This window comes from Bradyrhizobium sp. WU425 (assembly GCF_021052305.1).
Classification (GTDB): domain Bacteria; phylum Pseudomonadota; class Alphaproteobacteria; order Rhizobiales; family Xanthobacteraceae; genus Bradyrhizobium; species Bradyrhizobium canariense_D.
Map to the genome: position 1 here is coordinate 2,615,966 of NZ_CP088089.1, position 16,677 is coordinate 2,632,642.

The 16,677-nt window shown below is 65.7% G+C and carries 12 protein-coding genes; 4 read left to right on the forward strand and 8 right to left on the reverse strand.

Annotated elements, in window-relative coordinates:
* Positions 1-23: 23 nt before the first annotated feature.
* Positions 24-2,864, reverse strand: coding sequence for an ATP-binding protein (locus BcanWU425_RS12420; protein WP_204511955.1), 2,841 nt, complete (start codon positions 2,862-2,864; stop codon positions 24-26).
* A 287-nt stretch (positions 2,865-3,151) separates the two neighbouring features.
* Between BcanWU425_RS12420 and BcanWU425_RS12425 the strand changes: the two genes are divergently transcribed.
* Positions 3,152-4,141 carry a Bug family tripartite tricarboxylate transporter substrate binding protein gene (locus BcanWU425_RS12425; RefSeq protein ID WP_204511954.1) on the forward strand — a complete coding sequence of 330 codons (990 nt, stop codon included), beginning with the start codon at positions 3,152-3,154 and terminating at the stop codon, positions 4,139-4,141.
* A gap of 6 nt (positions 4,142-4,147) precedes the next feature.
* On the opposite strand, the gene BcanWU425_RS12430 is transcribed toward BcanWU425_RS12425, so the two are convergent.
* The 7 genes from BcanWU425_RS12430 to BcanWU425_RS12460 all read right to left on the reverse strand — a co-directional run bounded on the left by BcanWU425_RS12430 (position 4,148) and on the right by BcanWU425_RS12460 (position 12,137).
* Entirely contained in the window at positions 4,148-5,287 is a 1,140-nt protein-coding gene (locus BcanWU425_RS12430; RefSeq protein ID WP_204511953.1) for an MFS transporter, read from the reverse strand.
* Positions 5,288-6,148: 861 nt separating this feature from the next.
* The gene (locus BcanWU425_RS12435; protein WP_204511952.1) at positions 6,149-7,381 is read right to left on the reverse strand and encodes a Zn-dependent hydrolase; all 1,233 of its coding nucleotides are present in this window, start codon (positions 7,379-7,381) and stop codon (positions 6,149-6,151) included.
* A complete protein-coding gene (locus BcanWU425_RS12440) occupies positions 7,374-8,159 on the reverse strand; it encodes an ABC transporter ATP-binding protein (RefSeq protein WP_204511951.1) in 786 nt (261 codons plus the stop codon). Before BcanWU425_RS12440 ends, BcanWU425_RS12435 begins: the two co-directional genes overlap by 8 nt.
* The gene (locus BcanWU425_RS12445) at positions 8,156-8,929 is read right to left on the reverse strand and encodes an ABC transporter permease (protein ID WP_007601313.1); all 774 of its coding nucleotides are present in this window, start codon (positions 8,927-8,929) and stop codon (positions 8,156-8,158) included. Before BcanWU425_RS12445 ends, BcanWU425_RS12440 begins: the two co-directional genes overlap by 4 nt.
* A 73-nt stretch (positions 8,930-9,002) precedes the next feature.
* Positions 9,003-9,947, reverse strand: coding sequence for an ABC transporter substrate-binding protein (locus tag BcanWU425_RS12450; protein WP_026234003.1), 945 nt, complete (start codon positions 9,945-9,947; stop codon positions 9,003-9,005).
* A gap of 106 nt (positions 9,948-10,053) precedes the next feature.
* Positions 10,054-10,782 (reverse strand): histidine utilization repressor, encoded by a 729-nt coding sequence (gene hutC, locus BcanWU425_RS12455; protein WP_085350550.1) that lies wholly within the window; start codon positions 10,780-10,782, stop codon positions 10,054-10,056.
* Complete coding sequence (locus tag BcanWU425_RS12460; protein ID WP_204511950.1) at positions 10,779-12,137, reverse strand: formimidoylglutamate deiminase; 1,359 nt, start codon at positions 12,135-12,137, stop codon at positions 10,779-10,781. The genes hutC and BcanWU425_RS12460 overlap by 4 nt, the downstream gene beginning before the upstream one ends.
* An 84-nt stretch (positions 12,138-12,221) precedes the next feature.
* Here BcanWU425_RS12460 and hutI point away from each other — a divergent pair, with 84 nt between their 5' ends.
* From hutI to hutU, 3 genes are read left to right on the forward strand one after another with little or no spacing between them, the layout of a single operon-like run.
* Positions 12,222-13,436 carry an imidazolonepropionase gene (gene hutI / locus BcanWU425_RS12465; protein ID WP_204511949.1) on the forward strand — a complete coding sequence of 405 codons (1,215 nt, stop codon included), beginning with the start codon at positions 12,222-12,224 and terminating at the stop codon, positions 13,434-13,436.
* Positions 13,433-14,992 (forward strand): histidine ammonia-lyase, encoded by a 1,560-nt coding sequence (gene hutH / locus BcanWU425_RS12470; protein ID WP_204511948.1) that lies wholly within the window; start codon positions 13,433-13,435, stop codon positions 14,990-14,992. Before hutI ends, hutH begins: the two co-directional genes overlap by 4 nt.
* Positions 14,993-15,005: 13 nt before the next feature.
* Positions 15,006-16,673, forward strand: a complete 1,668-nt coding sequence (hutU, locus tag BcanWU425_RS12475) for a urocanate hydratase (RefSeq protein WP_204511947.1) — start codon at positions 15,006-15,008, stop codon at positions 16,671-16,673.
* Positions 16,674-16,677 lie beyond the last annotated feature (4 nt).

Below are 16,677 nucleotides of genomic sequence, written 5' to 3' on the forward strand. Positions count from 1 at the left end.
ATCGGCGCCGGTCAGCCGACTCGTCAAGCCCGGAGCTGCTCGATCAGATCGTGGGCGCTGCGGATCTCGGTAATGCCGGCGCCCTCGGTGAACGGCCCGCATGCGCGTTGCAGAATTGCCAAGGCCTCCGCGCTCTGGCCGGCCCCGATCATGTACCGCGCCAGGCTGACCGCGCTTCGCAGCTCCCAGAAACGGGCGCCTTGCTGGACGGCAATGTCCATGGCCTCGCGAAAGCGCGCCTCGGCATCCTCTGAATGCCGGGCGTTCCTGAGCATCAACTCTCCCTTGATGCGGATCAGCTCCGGCAGATACCAGAGCTCCTGCCGGTCGTTGCAGCGGGTCAGGACATCCTCGATCACGTCGAGCCCGCGATCGACCTGGTCGGCCTCTCCGGAACACGCGGCGAGCTCGCCGAGCAAGGGCAGAAAGCGCGGCAGGAAGCGCGCATCGCCGGCGCGATTGAGCTCCTCGCGCAGCAGCGGCAGGCCGGTCGTGACGTCGCCGCGCCTGACCATGACTGCGGCGTTGAAGGCCCGTGCCCACAGGCCCCACAGCCGGATGGCGTGGCGCTCGGTGTGTTCGAGCAGCTCGATGCCGTGACGCTCGGCGGCGTCGAAATCGCCGGACCAGAAGGCGATCGGGCAGGCGGCTTGTCCGAGCACGCTGCAGAATGTCAGCGCGTGGCCGTTGGCGCGGCCTTCCTCGATGTTTCTGGCGGTGAGGGCCTGAGCCTGATCGGCCAGACCCTGAAGCCACAGGATGCGAGCTCGAAAATATTGCGTCGATATTCTCAGATCGAGCGGGAAGATTTTCGGCTTCTCCGCCAACACATGCAACGATGCATTGACCCGGTCGATGCGCAGCCGAGCCTCGTTCTGATCCCCGAGATAATGCAGCGCGACGGCCATCAGCCGGTCGCCCAGCATGACATCGGTCCTGTCGGGCGAGTTCGCGGCTGCGTTCGCAAAGCGATCGGCGAGCGCACGGGCCTTGCCGAACTGTCCGTTATTGAACTGGTCGATGCACAAGCCCCAGAGCGCGCGCAGCCGGAAATCCTTGTCGTCGAGCCTGTCAGCCAGCTCGAGGGTCGTCTCGAGGATCGGCCGCGCCTCGCGCGCGCGGCCCTCGCCATACATCAGCGACCATCCGAGCGCCGACAGCAGCTGCATGCGGATGCGGTCGTCGTCGGCGGTGTCTCCGAGCGCCGCGAGCGCCGTTCTGCTGCGCTCACGGCATTCCGCGAACAGCGAAAGACGCACCCACAGCGTGACTGCGGCCGACGTCACCGCGATCCCGAGTTTCGGCTCGCCGTCGGGCCCGAAGGCCCAGTCCAACGCCGCGCGCACATTGTCCAGCTCCGCGCCATACATGCTCAGCCATTCGGGCAGCGGCGTCGAAATATCGGCCTCCGCGCGCTGGAATAAATCGCGAAAATGCTCGGCATGACGCCGCGCGAACTGCCCGGCTTCGCCGAGCTCGTTGAGTTTTCCGTATGCATAGGTGCGCGTGGTGTCGAGCAGCCGATAGCGCAGCGTCCGCGAGCCGGACGGCGAAATCAGAGACTTGGTCACCAGGCTGTCGATTGCTTCGAGGGTCTCGGATGCGTTGAGGCCGTCACCCGACCCGACCGCCGCAGCCGCCTCCGGCGCGAAAGGCCCGGCGAAGACCGACAGGCGTCGCAGCGTGGCGCTCTCCGCGGCAGGCAGAAGGTCGTAGCTCCAGTCGAGCGCCGCAGCGAGTGTCTGGTGCCGCGGCACGGCGGTGCGTCGGCCGCGCCATTGCAGCGAAAAGCGGCTGTCGAGCAGGGATGCCGTGCCGGCGATGCCGTAAGCATTGACGCGGCCCGCCGCGAGCTCGATTGCCAGCGCGATGCCGTCGAGGCGCCGGCAGATGCTCGCGACGAGGGGGGCCTCTTCCGCGCTGAGCTGGAACGGGCCCGAGCTCTGCGCAATGCGCTCCACAAAGAGCTGAGCCGCAGGGTAGGCAAGGACCTCGTCGACAGCAAGCCCTTCGCGCTCGGGCGGACAGTCCAGCGGGAACAGCCGGAAAATTCGCTCGCCTTCGCTCCGGAACGACTCGCGGCTGGTTGCGAGAACACGAAGCTGCGGTGCTTCGCGAACGATGCGCTCGACCAGCGGCGCCAAATGATCCAGCACATGTTCGCAACCGTCGAAGATCAGCAGGGCCGGGTCGGTCTTCAGAAACGTCAGCAGGGCCGGCGTCGGATCCTCCGCGCTGATGGTCAGTCCGAGCGCCGAAGCAATGGTGGTCGCGATGTGACTGGCATCCCTCAGCGGACCGAAATCGACAAAGAAGACTCGCCCGCCGAAATCCTGGGAGCGGCGATGCCCGACGGTGACGGCGACCGAGGTCTTGCCGATGCCGCCCGGGCCGACGACGGTCATGAAGCGATAGAGCGAAAGTCCGTTCGAGATCTTCTCGATGACATCTTCCCGGCCGACCATCCTGGTGAGCTGAGCGGGCAAGGAGCGGGGAGGGGCGCTTTCGGCCGGGAGCGGGGCGGCCGGAGGAGCTGCTTGAGCGAACGAGGCGACAAAGCAATAGCCGCGGCCGGGCACGTTGACGACGTAACGCGCCGACTTGCCGGTGTCGCCGAGCGCCTTGCGTAGCGCTGCGACATGGAAGCGCAGGCTACCCTCGTCGACATTGACGCCGGCCCAGATGCGCTTGACCAGCTCTCTCTTGTCGACCACTTCTCCGGGGCGTCCGGCAAGGAAGATGAGAATGTCGAGCGCGCGGCCGCCGACATGAAGCGGCGAGCCCTCCTTCTCCAAGAGCCGGGACTTCGGAAACAGTCGAAATGGCCCAAAGGAAATGGCCGAATCTTCGCTACGATCTGGCACGCGCCATCGCCCCCTCGAAGGGAGTCAAAAGGTATTACTTTCTGATCTAACAGAACGAGGCGTACAGTAAACCGGTCGAAAGCAGTGGGCAGGGCTGACAGCCCTGCGCGGACGGATGGCTCGCCGAAATAATGCTTGTGAAATAAAGAGTTAGGCCGACATGACAATGCGATGACGCCGGGGCACGGCCGGATGGAGCATTGACTGTGATGCCGGATTGCTGCGATGGCATGGTCCGGGAGCCGGTCCCGCCACCACATTGACTGCCGACTTCCGGAATTTCCAGCATGGCCTCTTTCACGCGGCGACAATTGGTGCACGCGTTGTCGGGCGCAGCGGCGCTCGCCGCGCTTCCCCGCAACGGACAAGCCGCCGACTATCCGTCTCGTCCCATTCGCCTGGTGATTCCCTACGGAGCCGGCGGATCGGGTGACCAGATCGCGCGCCCCTGGGTGGACAGGATGCCGTCGCTGCTCGGGCCGACCTTCGTCGAATATATCGGCGGCGCGGGCGGCGCCATCGGGACCGCGGCGGTCGCGCGCGAGGAGCCCGACGGCTATTCGCTGCTGCTCGGCAACGGCAGCACGCAGGTCATCATTCCCATGACGTCGGCAAATCCCGGATATTCCGTTGGCGATTTCCGCGCCATCTACCGGCTGATCAACAGCGCGCTGGTCTTCGCCGCCAATCCTTCGGTGCCTGCCGCAAACCTGCGCGAGTTGATCACCTATGCGAAAGCCAATCCAGGAAAGCTGTCCTATGGCACGCCGGGGATCGCCACCGGAAACCATCTGGTCGGCGAATCCTTCAAGCAGCAGGCCGGCGCGCTGGACATCGTCCACGTGCCCTATCGCGGCATCGCGCAGGCGACCAACGACCTCGTCAGCGGCCAGATATCGCTCGTCATTGCCGTCATGTCCGTTCAATTGCAGCAGCTGGCCCAAGCGGGAAGAGTCAGGCTGCTTGCGGTCACCACCGAAACGCGGCTGAGCGGCGCGCCGGAGATCCCGACCGCCGTCGAATCCGGCATGCCCGGCATCCGGTATGAGGGATGGTTCGGTCTGTTCGCACCCAAGGACACCGACGATGCGATCATCGACCGGATCGCGCAGGCGACGCGGCTCGCCATGGCCGATACGGCGCTTCTGGCGAGCTATCGCGCCCAGGGCATGGAGCCGGACAACGATTCAAGCCCGGACAAATTCCAGCGCATCGTCGAGGCCACATCCGCAAGCCTCGCGCCCCTGATCAAATCGATCGGGCTGAGCAATTTGTGAAGCCGCTCAGGCATCGGCGCGCGTGACAATGCGCGCCGTCAGCGTGACGAGGCCCATCAGCGCGGTCAGGAGCCAGAACGCCACCGGCAATCCGCCAAGACGTGCGACGAAGCCGACACCGGCGGGACCCACGAGAACGCCGGCGTAGCCGGCGGTCGTGATCGCCGCGACGGCGAGGCCCGTTGGCATCACCTTCTGCCTCGCCGCTCGGCGGAACAGCACCGGCACGAGGTTGGATGCGCCGAGGCCGATGAGTAGGAAGCCGCCTATGGCGACCGCCACGACGGGAGCGGTGAGCAGGACCACGAAACCCGCGATCGCAATTAGGCTGCCCCAGAACAATGTCGTGCGGTCTCCGATGCGCGCGACGACGGCGTCGCCGCCGAGCCGCCCAATCGTCATCGCGACCGAGAACACGATGTAGCCGATCCCGCCTTGCGCTTCGGAAACGAGACCCGCGCCGATGACGAGCAACGCGCCCCAATCGAGCATCGCGCCTTCGACGAGGAAGGTGATGGCGCAAAGCAGCGCGAGCAGGAGCACGGCGCCATGCGGCAGCACGAACAGCGGTCCTTCCTGCACCTGCACGGAGCGAAGCAGCCGCGGCCAGGCCCCAAGCATCGCGATCAGCATCAGGACGGAGCAGATCAGCGTGCAAGCGAGCGCGCCGAGTTGCAGCGAGAGCAGTGCGGTCATGAGCGCGGCCCCGGCGAAGCCGCCGATACTGAACAGCGCGTGGAAGCCGGACATCAGCGGACGTCCCGCGGCGCGCTCCACCTCAACCGCGTGGATGTTCATGGCGACATCGATGGAGCCGAGCGCGGCGCCGAATGCGAGGAGTGCCAGCGCCAGCATCGCGGGCGAGTTCGCGATTGTCAGCAGAGGCAGGACCAGGGCAAGACCGATCCCGCCCGCCATGATGATCGGCTTGCTGCCATAGCGCGCACTCAGCACGCCGGTCAGAAGCATCGCGACGACCGAGCCGATGCCGAGGCTGAGCAGGAGCAGTCCGAGGATGCCGTCGTCGACGGCGAGCCGCGCCTTCGCGAACGGCACCAGTGGTGCCCAACACGCCATGCCGAAACCCGCGACGAGGAAGGCAAGTCTGGTCGCAAGGCGTGTCGCTGGCCTGTCGGCAGAAGACATGGGAACTCCGGGAAGGGGGAATCAGGGCAGGGGCAATCGACAAGCCCCGCAATTGTCGCGTCTTTATGTCCGCGGCGGACTCGGATTGTCGCAGGCGGCCCCCGGGCGGCCGCAAGCGGACACCAGGCCTTTTGGCTCGTCACCGGCATCTCGGCACGCCGGTGGGCTGCGCCGTCGGGCGAAACACCTTGACAGCCCGACCCGCACCGGTGTCAAGCCGCACTGATGAAAATATTCCGCTTTACCGAAATTCGGAAACGGCGTATGTGTTGGCCATCCCGGCTCATCCTTGAGGGGCGATCTTGTGGTCGTCATGTTCGCGAGCCGGGCTTGCGGTGGACGCGGCAGCGTTCGGGTGCGAGAGGCCAAGGGCAGGGCGGATTGCTCTCCGTGAGCCCAAGGCTGCGTTCCGACGAGCGGCGCTGCTAGGCTTCGTCTCGTCTGTAAGTTTCCGGCTCCGTCGACAGGGCTGGGAAAACTGCGGCGAAATGGCGGGCCGTGCGTACGGCAAAACCGTGTGGTCCTGGCCGTCGTTGCTACGGTCAAGCCCTGGCGAATGCGGCATCCGCGTCAACCGGCGCGGTGCCGGTGACTTTCGCAGGGACGAGGGAGGCCAGCAGGAACTCGGCTCCCGGGAGAGCACGGCATAAGCCGTCCAACCATCGCGCAGGGAAGGCCGAGTGATTGGCTACACCTGTATGCTGCTGTGCGGTTTCCTTGCGCTACATTTTCGCGCAGCGGACCGCGGGTGCCAGCCGGCACCCGGCCTTCCCTGCGCCCTCTTGGACAAGAGGGTGAAGCGACGAAGCAAAGCTCGGGTGAAACACGCCGCGAGGATGCGAAGCTGTGTCTGTAATCGTTCTAGCCGCCGAGTATCCGCCGGCAAGCGTCGACAAACACCTGGGCGCCGGTGACGATGTCGACGTCGGCGGTGTTCTCGGTCCAGTGATGACTGATGCCGTCGATCGACGGTACGAACAGCATGCCCGCGGGCATGATGGTCGCCAGCATCTGCGCGTCGTGGCCGGCGCCGCTGGGCATGCGGATGGACCGTCCGCCGGCCAGGGCCTTGCTCGCGGCTTCGATCGCGTCCTGGATGCCCGCGTTCATCATGGCCGGCGCACCGGTGCGCAGTTTGTCCACGGTGACGGTGCAGGGGCCGTTCGCGCTGACCTCGTCCGCCATGCTCCGCAGCAGTTCTTCCAGCCGTGCGACGACGGAAGGATCGTCGTCGCGGATCTGGAACAGCATTTCGGCCGCACCCGGAATGATGCTCGGTGCGCCCGGATCGAGCGTGATGCGGCCGGTGGTCCAGACCGTGCGCGGGCCGCAGCTCTCGGGGAAACGCTCGTCGATCGCGACGCAGAACTTTGCCAGCGCCAGCCCGGCATCCTTCCGTGCAGCCATGCGGGTCGTGCCGGCGTGATTCTGTTCACCGACGAAATTGATCTGGTATTGCCAGATGCCGACGATGGAGGTGACGACGCCGATCGCAAGGCAACCGCTTTCGAGCGTGTCGCCCTGCTCGATATGGGCTTCCAGATATCCGACGTGCCGGCCCGGCTCGGCGGCGATGCGTGGTCGTCCTGCGAGCCCCATGTCGGCAAGTGCGGCCCGCATGGTGCGGCCGCTGGTGCGGTCGCGTGCGGCATCGATGTCGGTCTCGGTCAATTGGCCGACATAGGAGCGCGAACCGAGAAAGTGTCCAAAGTGTCCTTCCTCGTCGCACCAGGCGGCAACCTCGACCGCGCCTTCGAGCGAGGGATCGGCATTGAGCACGCGGGCCGCTTCGAGCGCGTAGACGACCCCGAGCGGGCCGTCGAGCCAGCCGGCGTAGTTCTGGCTTTCGAGGTGCGATCCCGCGAGCAGCTTGGGTCCCGACTTTGCGCTGGTGCCAAAGACATTGCCGATGCCGTCGATCGCGGCGGAGAGGCCCGCGTCGGGCAGCTTCTGCACCAGCCAATCCAGCGAAAGCTTGTGCGGCTCGGACAAGGTCGGCTTGTGCACGCCGGTCTTGTAGGCGCCAATGGCACGCAGCGCATTGAGATCGGCGAGAACGCGCATCCCGTTGGCGCGTGAAAAAGTCTCAGGCATGCTCGGCAACCTTCAACGCCTCGGTGCGGATCTCCTCGACCAGCCGTTCCTTCAACTGGACGAATTCGGGCGTGGTCTTGATCTTGTAGGAGCGCGGATGCGGCAGGTCCACATTGATCTCGGCCTTGATGCGGCCGGGACGCGCGCTCATGACGATGACGCGGCTGCCGAGGAAGATCGCCTCCTCGATGTCGTGGGTCACGAACAGCACGGTCTTCTGGTCGCGCTCCCAGATCCCGAGCAGCATTTCCTGCATCAAGGCGCGTGTCTGGTTGTCGAGCGCGCCGAAGGGCTCGTCGAGCAGCAGGATCTTCGGATCATTGGCGAGCGCACGCGCGATCGCCGTGCGCTGCTGCATGCCGCCGGAGAGTTGCTTTGGCCAATGGTTCTCGAAGCCGGACAAACCGACCTGGCGGATGAAGGCATCGGCGACCTTGTTTCGCTCCACCTCGGGCACGCCGCACTCGCGAAGGCCGAAGGCGATGTTCTCGCGCACCGTCAGCCAGGGAAACAGCGTGTAGGACTGGAACACCATGCCGCGGTCGGCGCCCGGGCCAGTCACCTCGCGTCCGTCGAGCACCACACGTCCGCCGGTCGGGCGATCGAGGCCGGCGACGATGCGAAGCAGCGTGGACTTGCCGCAGCCGGAAGGGCCGAGGATGGTGACGAAGTCGTTGTTGCCGATCACAAGGTCGGTCGGCTCCAGCGCCCTCGTTGGCGCGTTGCCGTGGCGCGCGGGAAAAGTTCGCGAGACCTGTTCGATCTTGAGGATCGTCATGCGAGCCTCCAGGGAAACAGCCACGCGTTGAACGCCTTGAACAGGAAGTCCGAGACGAGGCCGATCAGCCCGATCACGATGATGCCGAAGATGATCTGGCCGGTGTTGAGCAGCGCCTGGCTGTCGGTGATCATGTGGCCGATGCCGGAGGAGGAGCCGATCAGTTCGGCGACGATGACATAGGTCCAGGCCCAGCCCAGCACCAGCCGCAGGATCTCGGCGATCTCCGGCGCGGAAGAGGGCAACAGCACGCGGCGGATGATGCCGCGGTCGCTGGCTCCCAGCGTATAGGCCGCCTCGACCAGGTCGCGCCGCGTGGTGCCGACGGTCACCGCGATCATCAGGATGATCTGGAACACCGAGCCGATGAAGATGACGAGCAGCTTCTGCAGCTCGCCGATGCCTGCCCACAGGATCAGGAGGGGAATGAAGGCGGAGGCCGGCAAATAGCGCGCAAAGGAAACGAACGGTTCGAGGAAGGCCTCGACCGGCTTGTACGCGCCCATCAGCACGCCGAACGGCACCGCGATGATTGCGGCCAGCACGAAGCCGCCGACGACGCGCCAAATCGTCATGCCGATGTCGAACAGGAAGCCCTGTTTGATGATCAGATCGACGCCTTCCTGCACCATGGTCAGCGGGTTGGCGAGGAACACCTTCGACACATGGCCGCCGAAGGTCGCCCAGGACCAGAGGGCTACGAACACCACGAAGAACGCAAGGCCGTAAGCCACGCGCTGCCTTGACGTCACGGGATCGAGGGGACGCATCAAACTGTCTATCCGGGCGGTGAACAAGTTTGCCGGCCCCGCGGCGAGACGGGGCCGGCGGCTCCTGGGAGATTTACTTGATATAGCTGGCGTCGAAGAGATCCTCGACCTTCGGCGCGGCCTTGATGATCCCGATCTCGAGCAGGAGGTCGGCGGCCTCCTTGTTGAAGGTCAGGAAATCGCCGGCGAAGAATTTCTGGTTCGCGGCCTTGTCCTGCCAGCGCAGATATTTTGCCGAGTTGCCGAACGCCTCGCCGCTCTGCTTCACGTCGGCACCCATGATCTCGTAGGCCTTGGCCTGGTCCTTGGCGATCATGTCGAGGGCCTCGAAATAGCTGTCGGCGAGCGCCTTGGCGGCCTTCGGGTTCTCGGTGAGGAATTTCGGCGTGCAGCCGAACGTGTCCATGACCATCGGATAGTCGAGCGTGGTCGCGATGATCTTGCCCTTGTCGGGGGCGGCACGAACCGTCGACAGATACGGCTCATAGGTCATCGCGGCATCGTTCTGGCCGGAGACAAAGGCCTGTGCCGCCGCCGCCGGCTCGAGGTTCACGACAGTGACGTCCTTCACCGACAAGCCGTTCTTCTTGAGCATCCAGGCCAGCGCGAAATAGGGCGAGGTACCGGGCGCGGAAGCAGCAACCGTCTTGCCCTTCAGATCCTTGATCGCGGCAAGCTCGTTGCGCACGGCCATGCCGTCGGCGCCGTAGCTCTTGTCGAGCTGGAAGATCTGCTTGGTCGCGACGCCGTTGGCGTTCCAGGAGATCCAGGTCTCCACGGTGGTCGCCGCGCACTGGACGTCGCCGGACGCGATCGCGAGATGGCGATCCTTCTGCGGAATCTTCTTGATGGTGACGTCGAGGCCGTTCTTCTTGAAAATGCCGGCTTCCTTCGCCAGCGTCAGCGGCGCGAACCCGGTCCATCCGGAGATGCCGACGCCGACCTTGACGTCGTCGGCGAGCACGGGGGTGGAGACCGCAAGTGCAATGACTGCCGCAAATACTTTCGAACTACGCATGATTGTCGTCCTCTTGCCGATCGATGGATTGACGTCCTGTTGATCTTGGTCGGTCCTCATGGACCGTTGCCCGAAACGTTGCACGATTTGTGCCGACATCGTCCTCTCAGCCTCCCTTGAATCGGGCGACAAGGCGGTGAGAGTCACCGGGATAGAGCAGCCGCACGGCGGTGATCGTGCGCGCGCTGCGCCAGGTATAGCGGTCGATCACGAGGCAGGGCGCGCCGACGGCGATGTCGAGCGCTTCGGCCGTGCGATCGTCCGCAACGATAGCGCTGATCGTATGCTCTGCCTCTGTCCATGGAACATGGTGAAGCAGCCATGAGCCGGGTGGCTCACGCGAAAAATCTGCGGCCGCCGCATCCGGCACCGACGCGAGATCGATCAGCCTGTCCTCGACGGCGAAAGGCACGTTGTCGGCGCTGTGGCGGCAGGTGATCGCGACCACCTTGCCGGCCTTCTTGACACCGAGGCGGTCACGGTCGGCCGCAGTCGCGGCGCGGAGCTTGCGGCCGATCAGCTCGTAGCCGTAATCGCGCCCGAGCGCGGTGATCTCGGCGCGCATGTCGGCGATCTTGAGCACAGCGGACTGGTGTTGCGGCCGGCGGACGAAGGAGCCGGCACGTCGCCGCCGCTCGATCAGGTCGGCTTGCGCGAGCTCCGACAGCGCCTTGTTCACGGTCATGCGCGAGCAGCCGTAACGCGCCACCAGTTCGTGCTCGAACGGGATGCGATGCCCGGGCGGCCACTCGCCGGTCAGAATGCGCTTCTCGATATCGGCGCGGATCCGCTTGTAGAGCGTCGGCTTGTCGCCGGCATCTGTGGCGAGGCTCATGCGACGAGCCTCCGCACCGATGCGTTGAAGTGTTCGCGCGCGGCCTGGCGCAGTCTGTGCCGCCCGCCTTCGACGACCTTGTCGCCGCCGGCCCAGACGCAATCGATCGCGCCGTTGCCCCCAGCGAAGATCCAGCCGTCGATGGCGGCATCGCGCGCGCGCCCCGCCAGCGAGGGATGCGTGATGTCGAGCGTGACGATGTCGGCGCGTGCACCTGGCGTCAGACCGACTGACATCTGGGCTAGTGCCCGCGCACCGCCTGCAAGCGCATGATCGAACAGGGCGCGTCCCGTCGAGCGGCCTGCGCCGGCAGAGAGCACGTTGCGTTCACGGTGCTTGAGCCGTTGGCCATATTCGAGCTGACGCAGCTCGTCGGCGACGCCGACCAGCACATTGGAATCCGTGCCGACGCCAAAGGCACCGCCGGCACCGACGAATTCGCGCGCCGGGAAAATGCCATCACCAAGGCTTGCCTCGGTGATGGGGCAGAGGCCGGCGACCGCGCCGGTCCTAGCGAAGGCGCGGACTTCCTCGTCCGTGGTGTGGGTGGCGTGAATGAGGCACCAGCGTTGATCGACGGGTGCGTGCTCCAGCAACCATTGCACCGGACGTCGTCCGGACCACGCCAGGCAATCCTCGACTTCCTTCACCTGCTCGGCGGCATGAATGTGCACCGGGCCGCCCTCCGCGAGTGGAATGATAGCCGCAAGCTCGGCCGGCGTTACGGCGCGCAAGCTGTGCGGCGCGATGCCGATATTTGCGCCCGGCAGTCGTTCAATGACCTTGCGCGAGGCAGCCATCAGTGCGGAAAATTGATCAACCGTACAGACGAAGCGGCGCTGGCCGCCATGCGGTGCTGCGCCTCCAAATGAGCCATGCGCATAAAAACTCGGCAGCAACGTCAGCGCAATACCCGAAGCTTCGGCGGCCTGCGCGATGCGTGCGGCCATTTCGCCGATGTCGGCGTAGGGCGAGCCGTCGCGATCATGATGCAGATAATGGAATTCGCCGACGCGGGTAAAACCCTGCTCCAGCATCTCGACATAAAGCAGTGTCGCGACCGCCGCGACGTCGTCGGGCGTCATCGCCAGCGCGAAGCGGTACATCGTCTCGCGCCAGGTCCAGAAGGTGTCGGTGCTATCGCCGCGCAGTTCCGCGAGACCCGCCATGCCGCGCTGGAAAGCGTGGCTGTGCAGGCTCGCAAGTCCCGGAAACGCGATGTCGTGGCGTTCATCGCCGGAGACCGGCGCCATGCCCGGCGTCACCTCGGCGATCGCGCCGGCGGTGATCACCACCTGCACGTCATTGGCCCAGCCCGAGGGCAGGAGCGCGGAGGCGAAATGCAGTCGTGTCATGTTTCCATGCCGGCTGGACAGAACCGCGACACGATTATATGTCTAGACATATAAGTCAAGCATCCCACGCGAAGGGACAGTTGCATGGCAGAACGCTTCGACCGGATCTGGCATAACGCCCAGCTCGCCACGATGCGGGCCGACCGTCCCGATCTCGGTGAGATCGAGCACGGCGTGATCGCCGCGCGCGGCGGTCGTATCGCTTATGCGGGTTCGCAGACCGATTTTCCGGCGAGCGCCGATGCAGCCGACCGGATCGATTGCGAAGGGCGTTGGATCACGCCCGGTCTCGTCGATTGTCACACCCATCTGGTCTATGGCGGCAACCGCGCCCATGAGTTCGAGCTGCGCCTGAAGGGCGCGAGCTACGAAGAGATCGCGCGCGCCGGCGGCGGTATCGTCTCGACCGTAGCCGCGACGCGCAAGGCAAGCGAGGCCGAGCTCGTAGCACACGCGCTGCCGCGGCTCGATGCGCTGATTGCCGAGGGTGCCACCACGGTCGAGATCAAGTCCGGCTACGGCTTGGATACCGAGACCGAGATGCGGCAGCTGGCCGCCGCGCGAAGCCTGGGCCGTCAGCGGCCGGTCGCGATCCGCACGTCGTTTCTCGGCGCGCATGCGCTGCCGCCAGAGGCCGATGGCGACAAGGATCGCTACATCGATCTCGTCTGCAGGGAGATGTTGCCGGCGGTCGCGAAGGCGGGCCTCGCCGATGCCGTCGATGCCTTCATGGAGGGGATCGCATTTTCCGGCGAGCAGACGGCGCGGGTGTTCGAGACGGCGAGGCGGCTCGGACTTCCGGTTAAGCTGCATGCTGACCAGCTCTCGAACCTCGGCGGGGCTGCGCTCGCCGCAAAATTCTCGGCGCTCTCGGCCGATCACCTCGAGCACACCGACGAAGCCGGTGCAGCGGCGATAGCGAAGGCCGGAACGGTGGCCGTGCTTCTGCCCGGCGCCTTCTACTTCATCCGCGAGACGCAAAAACCGCCGGTCGAGGCGTTCCGCAAGCACGGCGTTGCCATGGCGCTGGCGACCGACTGCAATCCGGGCAGCTCGCCGCTGACCTCGCTGCTGCTCGCCATGAACATGGGCGCGACGCTGTTCCGGATGAATGTGGCCGAGTGCCTTGTGGGTGTCACCCGCGAAGGCGCGCGAGCGCTCGGCGTGCTCAATGATACCGGCACGTTAGAGGCCGGCAAATGGTGTGACCTTGCGATATGGGACATCGAGCGCCCCGCCGAGCTGGTGTACCGCATCGGCTTCAATCCGCTTCATCGCCGGGTGTGGAGGGGACAGTGATGGAGAAGGGCGCAGCGATCGTCGTCAAGCCGGGAACGGTCAGCCTCGACGATCTCGCGCGCGTACTCGAAGGACATTCCGTGCTACTCGATCCCGCCTTCTGGCCGCACGTCGACGCGGCCGCGGAGATCGTTGCAAGGGCTGCGCGAGCCGATGCTCCCGTCTACGGCATCAATACCGGCTTCGGCAAACTTGCCTCGAAGCGCATTCCGCCTGACCAGACCGCGCTGCTCCAGCGCAATCTCATCGTCTCGCATTGCTGCGGCGTCGGTGCGGCGACGCCCGAGCCGATTGTCCGGCTGATGATGGCGCTGAAGATCATCTCGCTCGGGCGCGGTGCTTCCGGCGTGCGCCGCGAGGTGATCGAGCAGCTGCAGGCCATGCTGGCGCGGCGCGTCTCACCGCTGGTGCCGCAGCAGGGTTCGGTCGGTGCTTCTGGCGATCTCGCACCGCTCGCGCATATGACCGCTGTGATGATCGGCGAAGGACAGGCGTTCGTCGACGGCAAGAGCGTGTCAGGCAGCGAGGCGCTCGCAGCCGCTGTCGTCGCGCCGCTGACATTGGGGCCCAAGGAAGGGCTCGCGCTGATCAACGGCACGCAATTCTCCACCGCCTACGCCGTCTCCGGCGTGCTGCGCGCATTTCGCCTGGCCCGCGCCGCGCTCGTTACCGGCGCGCTGTCGGTCGACGCGGCGATGGCCTCGACGGCGCCGTTCCGTCCCGAAATCCAGGCGCTGCGCGGCCATTCGGGACAGATCGCGGCCGCGGCAACCTTGATGGCGCTGCTCGACGGCAGCGACATCCGCCTGTCGCATCTCGAAGGCGACGAGCGCGTGCAGGACCCCTATTGCCTGCGCTGCCAGCCGCAGGTCGCAGGCGCGGCGCTCGACCTGATCCTGCAGGCGGCGCGGACGCTGATTATCGAGGCCAATGCCGTCACCGATAATCCGCTTGTCCTGGTCGAGACCGGCGAGATCGTCTCCGGCGGCAACTTCCATGCCGAACCGGTGGCTTTTGCCGCGGATACCATCGCGCTGGCGCTGTCGGAAATCGGTGCGATCAGCGAGCGGCGCATCGCGACGCTGGTCGATCCCGCGCTCAATTTCGGCCTGCCGCCGTTCCTCACTCCCGATCCCGGTATCAATTCCGGCTTCATGATCGCCGAGGTGACGGCGGCCGCACTCTATGCCGAGAACAAGCAGCGCGCGGCCGTGTGCTCGATCGATTCGACGCCGACCAGCGCCAACCAGGAAGACCATGTCTCGATGGCCGCGCATGCTGCACGGCGCCTGTCTGACATGGCGGACAATCTCGCCACCATCCTGGGCATTGAGCTGCTGGTCGCCGCCCAAGGCATCACGCTGCGCGCGCCGCATGCGACCAGCGCGCCGCTCGCCGCCGTCATCGCCGCACTGCGCGAGCAGGTGCCGCAGCTCGGCGCCGACCGCTACATGGCCGGCGATCTCGCCAGGGCTGCAGCGCTGGTCGAAGCCGACGCGCTGCCGGCTGCGGCGCTCGCCGTACTGTCAACTGACCCGTTTCCGACACTTGCCTGACGAGGTGTTCCGCATGAACCGCCGACTGGACAACGACCGCACCATCCGCGCGCCCCGCGGCAGCGAAATCAGCGCCAAGAGCTGGTTGACCGAAGCTCCCTTGCGCATGCTCATGAACAATCTCGATCCCGACGTTGCAGAACGTCCGAGCGAGCTCGTCGTCTATGGCGGCATCGGCCGCGCCGCGCGCGACTGGGAGAGCTTTGACCGGATCGTTGCTTCGCTGCGCGAGCTCGAGGACGACCAGACGCTGCTGGTCCAGTCCGGCAAGCCGGTTGGCGTGTTCCGCACTCATGCCGACGCGCCGCGCGTCCTGATCGCGAATTCCAACATCGTGCCGCACTGGGCGACGCTCGATCATTTCAACGAGCTCGATCGCAAGGGCCTGATGATGTACGGCCAGATGACGGCGGGTTCCTGGATCTATATCGGCAGCCAGGGCATCGTGCAGGGCACCTACGAAACCTTCGTTGAAGTTGGCCGCCGCCACTATGGCGGCAGCCTCGCCGGCAAATGGATTCTGACGGCCGGTCTCGGCGGCATGGGCGGCGCGCAGCCGCTGGCTGCGACCATGGCCGGGGCCTCGGTGCTGGCGGTCGAATGCCAGCCGAGCCGCATCGAGATGCGTCTGCGCACCGGGTATCTCGATCGCCAGGCCGCAACGCTGGACGAGGCGCTTGCGATCATGGCCGACGCAGCGAAGACGAAGAAGGCGGTCTCGGTCGGCCTGCTCGGCAATGCCGCGGAGATTTTTCCCGAGCTGGTCCGCCGTGGCGTCAGGCCCGACATCGTCACCGATCAGACCAGCGCGCACGATCCGATCAACGGCTATTTGCCGAAGGGCTGGACGCTCGCCGAGTGGGAAGCCAAGCGCGCTGCCGACCCCAAGGCCGTGGAGCGCGCCTCGAAGACCTCGATGGTTGAGCACGTCCAGGCCATGCTGGATTTCCATGCACTGGGCATTCCGACCCTCGACTATGGCAACAATATTCGCCAGATGGCGCAGGACATGGGCCTGAAGAATGCCTTCGATTTTCCCGGCTTCGTTCCCGCCTATATCCGTCCCTTGTTCTGCCGCGGCGTCGGGCCGTTCCGCTGGGCCGCGCTGTCGGGCGATCCCGAGGACATCTTCAAGACCGACGCCAAGGTCAAGGAGCTGATGCCTGACGACAAGCATCTGCACAATTGGCTCGACATGGCCAGGGAGCGCATCAAGTTCCAGGGCCTGCCGGCGCGGATCTGCTGGGTCGGGCTCGGCGATCGCGATCGCCTGGGCCTTGCCTTCAATGAGATGGTGGCGCGCGGCGAATTGAAGGCACCCATCGTGATTGGCCGCGATCATCTCGACAGCGGTTCAGTGGCGAGCCCCAACCGCGAAACCGAAGCGATGAAGGACGGGTCGGGCGCTGTGTCCGACTGGCCCTTGCTCAACGCCCTGCTCAATTGCGCCAGCGGCGCGACCTGGGTGTCGCTGCATCACGGTGGCGGCGTCGGCATCGGCTATTCCCAGCATGCCGGCATGGTGATCGTCGCCGACGGTACGCCGGAAGCGGCGAAGCGGATCGCGCGCGTGCTCTGGAACGACCCTGCCAGCGGCGTCATGCGCCACGCCGACGCGGGCTACGACACCGCGATCGACTGCGCCCGCGACAAAGGGCTCGACCTGCCGAGCCTGCGCTAGGCGC

Coding starts and splice junctions, on each gene's coding strand:
- BcanWU425_RS12460 (WP_204511950.1), bottom strand. CDS start 12,137: ATGACACGACTGCATTTCGCCTCCGCGCTCCTGCCCTCGGGCTGGGCC.
- hutI (WP_204511949.1), top strand. CDS start 12,222: ATGGCAGAACGCTTCGACCGGATCTGGCATAACGCCCAGCTCGCCACG.
- BcanWU425_RS12445 (WP_007601313.1), bottom strand. CDS start 8,929: ATGCGTCCCCTCGATCCCGTGACGTCAAGGCAGCGCGTGGCTTACGGC.
- hutU (WP_204511947.1), top strand. CDS start 15,006: ATGAACCGCCGACTGGACAACGACCGCACCATCCGCGCGCCCCGCGGC.
- hutC (WP_085350550.1), bottom strand. CDS start 10,782: ATGAGCCTCGCCACAGATGCCGGCGACAAGCCGACGCTCTACAAGCGG.
- BcanWU425_RS12435 (WP_204511952.1), bottom strand. CDS start 7,381: ATGCCTGAGACTTTTTCACGCGCCAACGGGATGCGCGTTCTCGCCGAT.
- BcanWU425_RS12450 (WP_026234003.1), bottom strand. CDS start 9,947: ATGCGTAGTTCGAAAGTATTTGCGGCAGTCATTGCACTTGCGGTCTCC.
- BcanWU425_RS12440 (WP_204511951.1), bottom strand. CDS start 8,159: ATGACGATCCTCAAGATCGAACAGGTCTCGCGAACTTTTCCCGCGCGC.
- BcanWU425_RS12425 (WP_204511954.1), top strand. CDS start 3,152: ATGGCCTCTTTCACGCGGCGACAATTGGTGCACGCGTTGTCGGGCGCA.
- BcanWU425_RS12430 (WP_204511953.1), bottom strand. CDS start 5,287: ATGTCTTCTGCCGACAGGCCAGCGACACGCCTTGCGACCAGACTTGCC.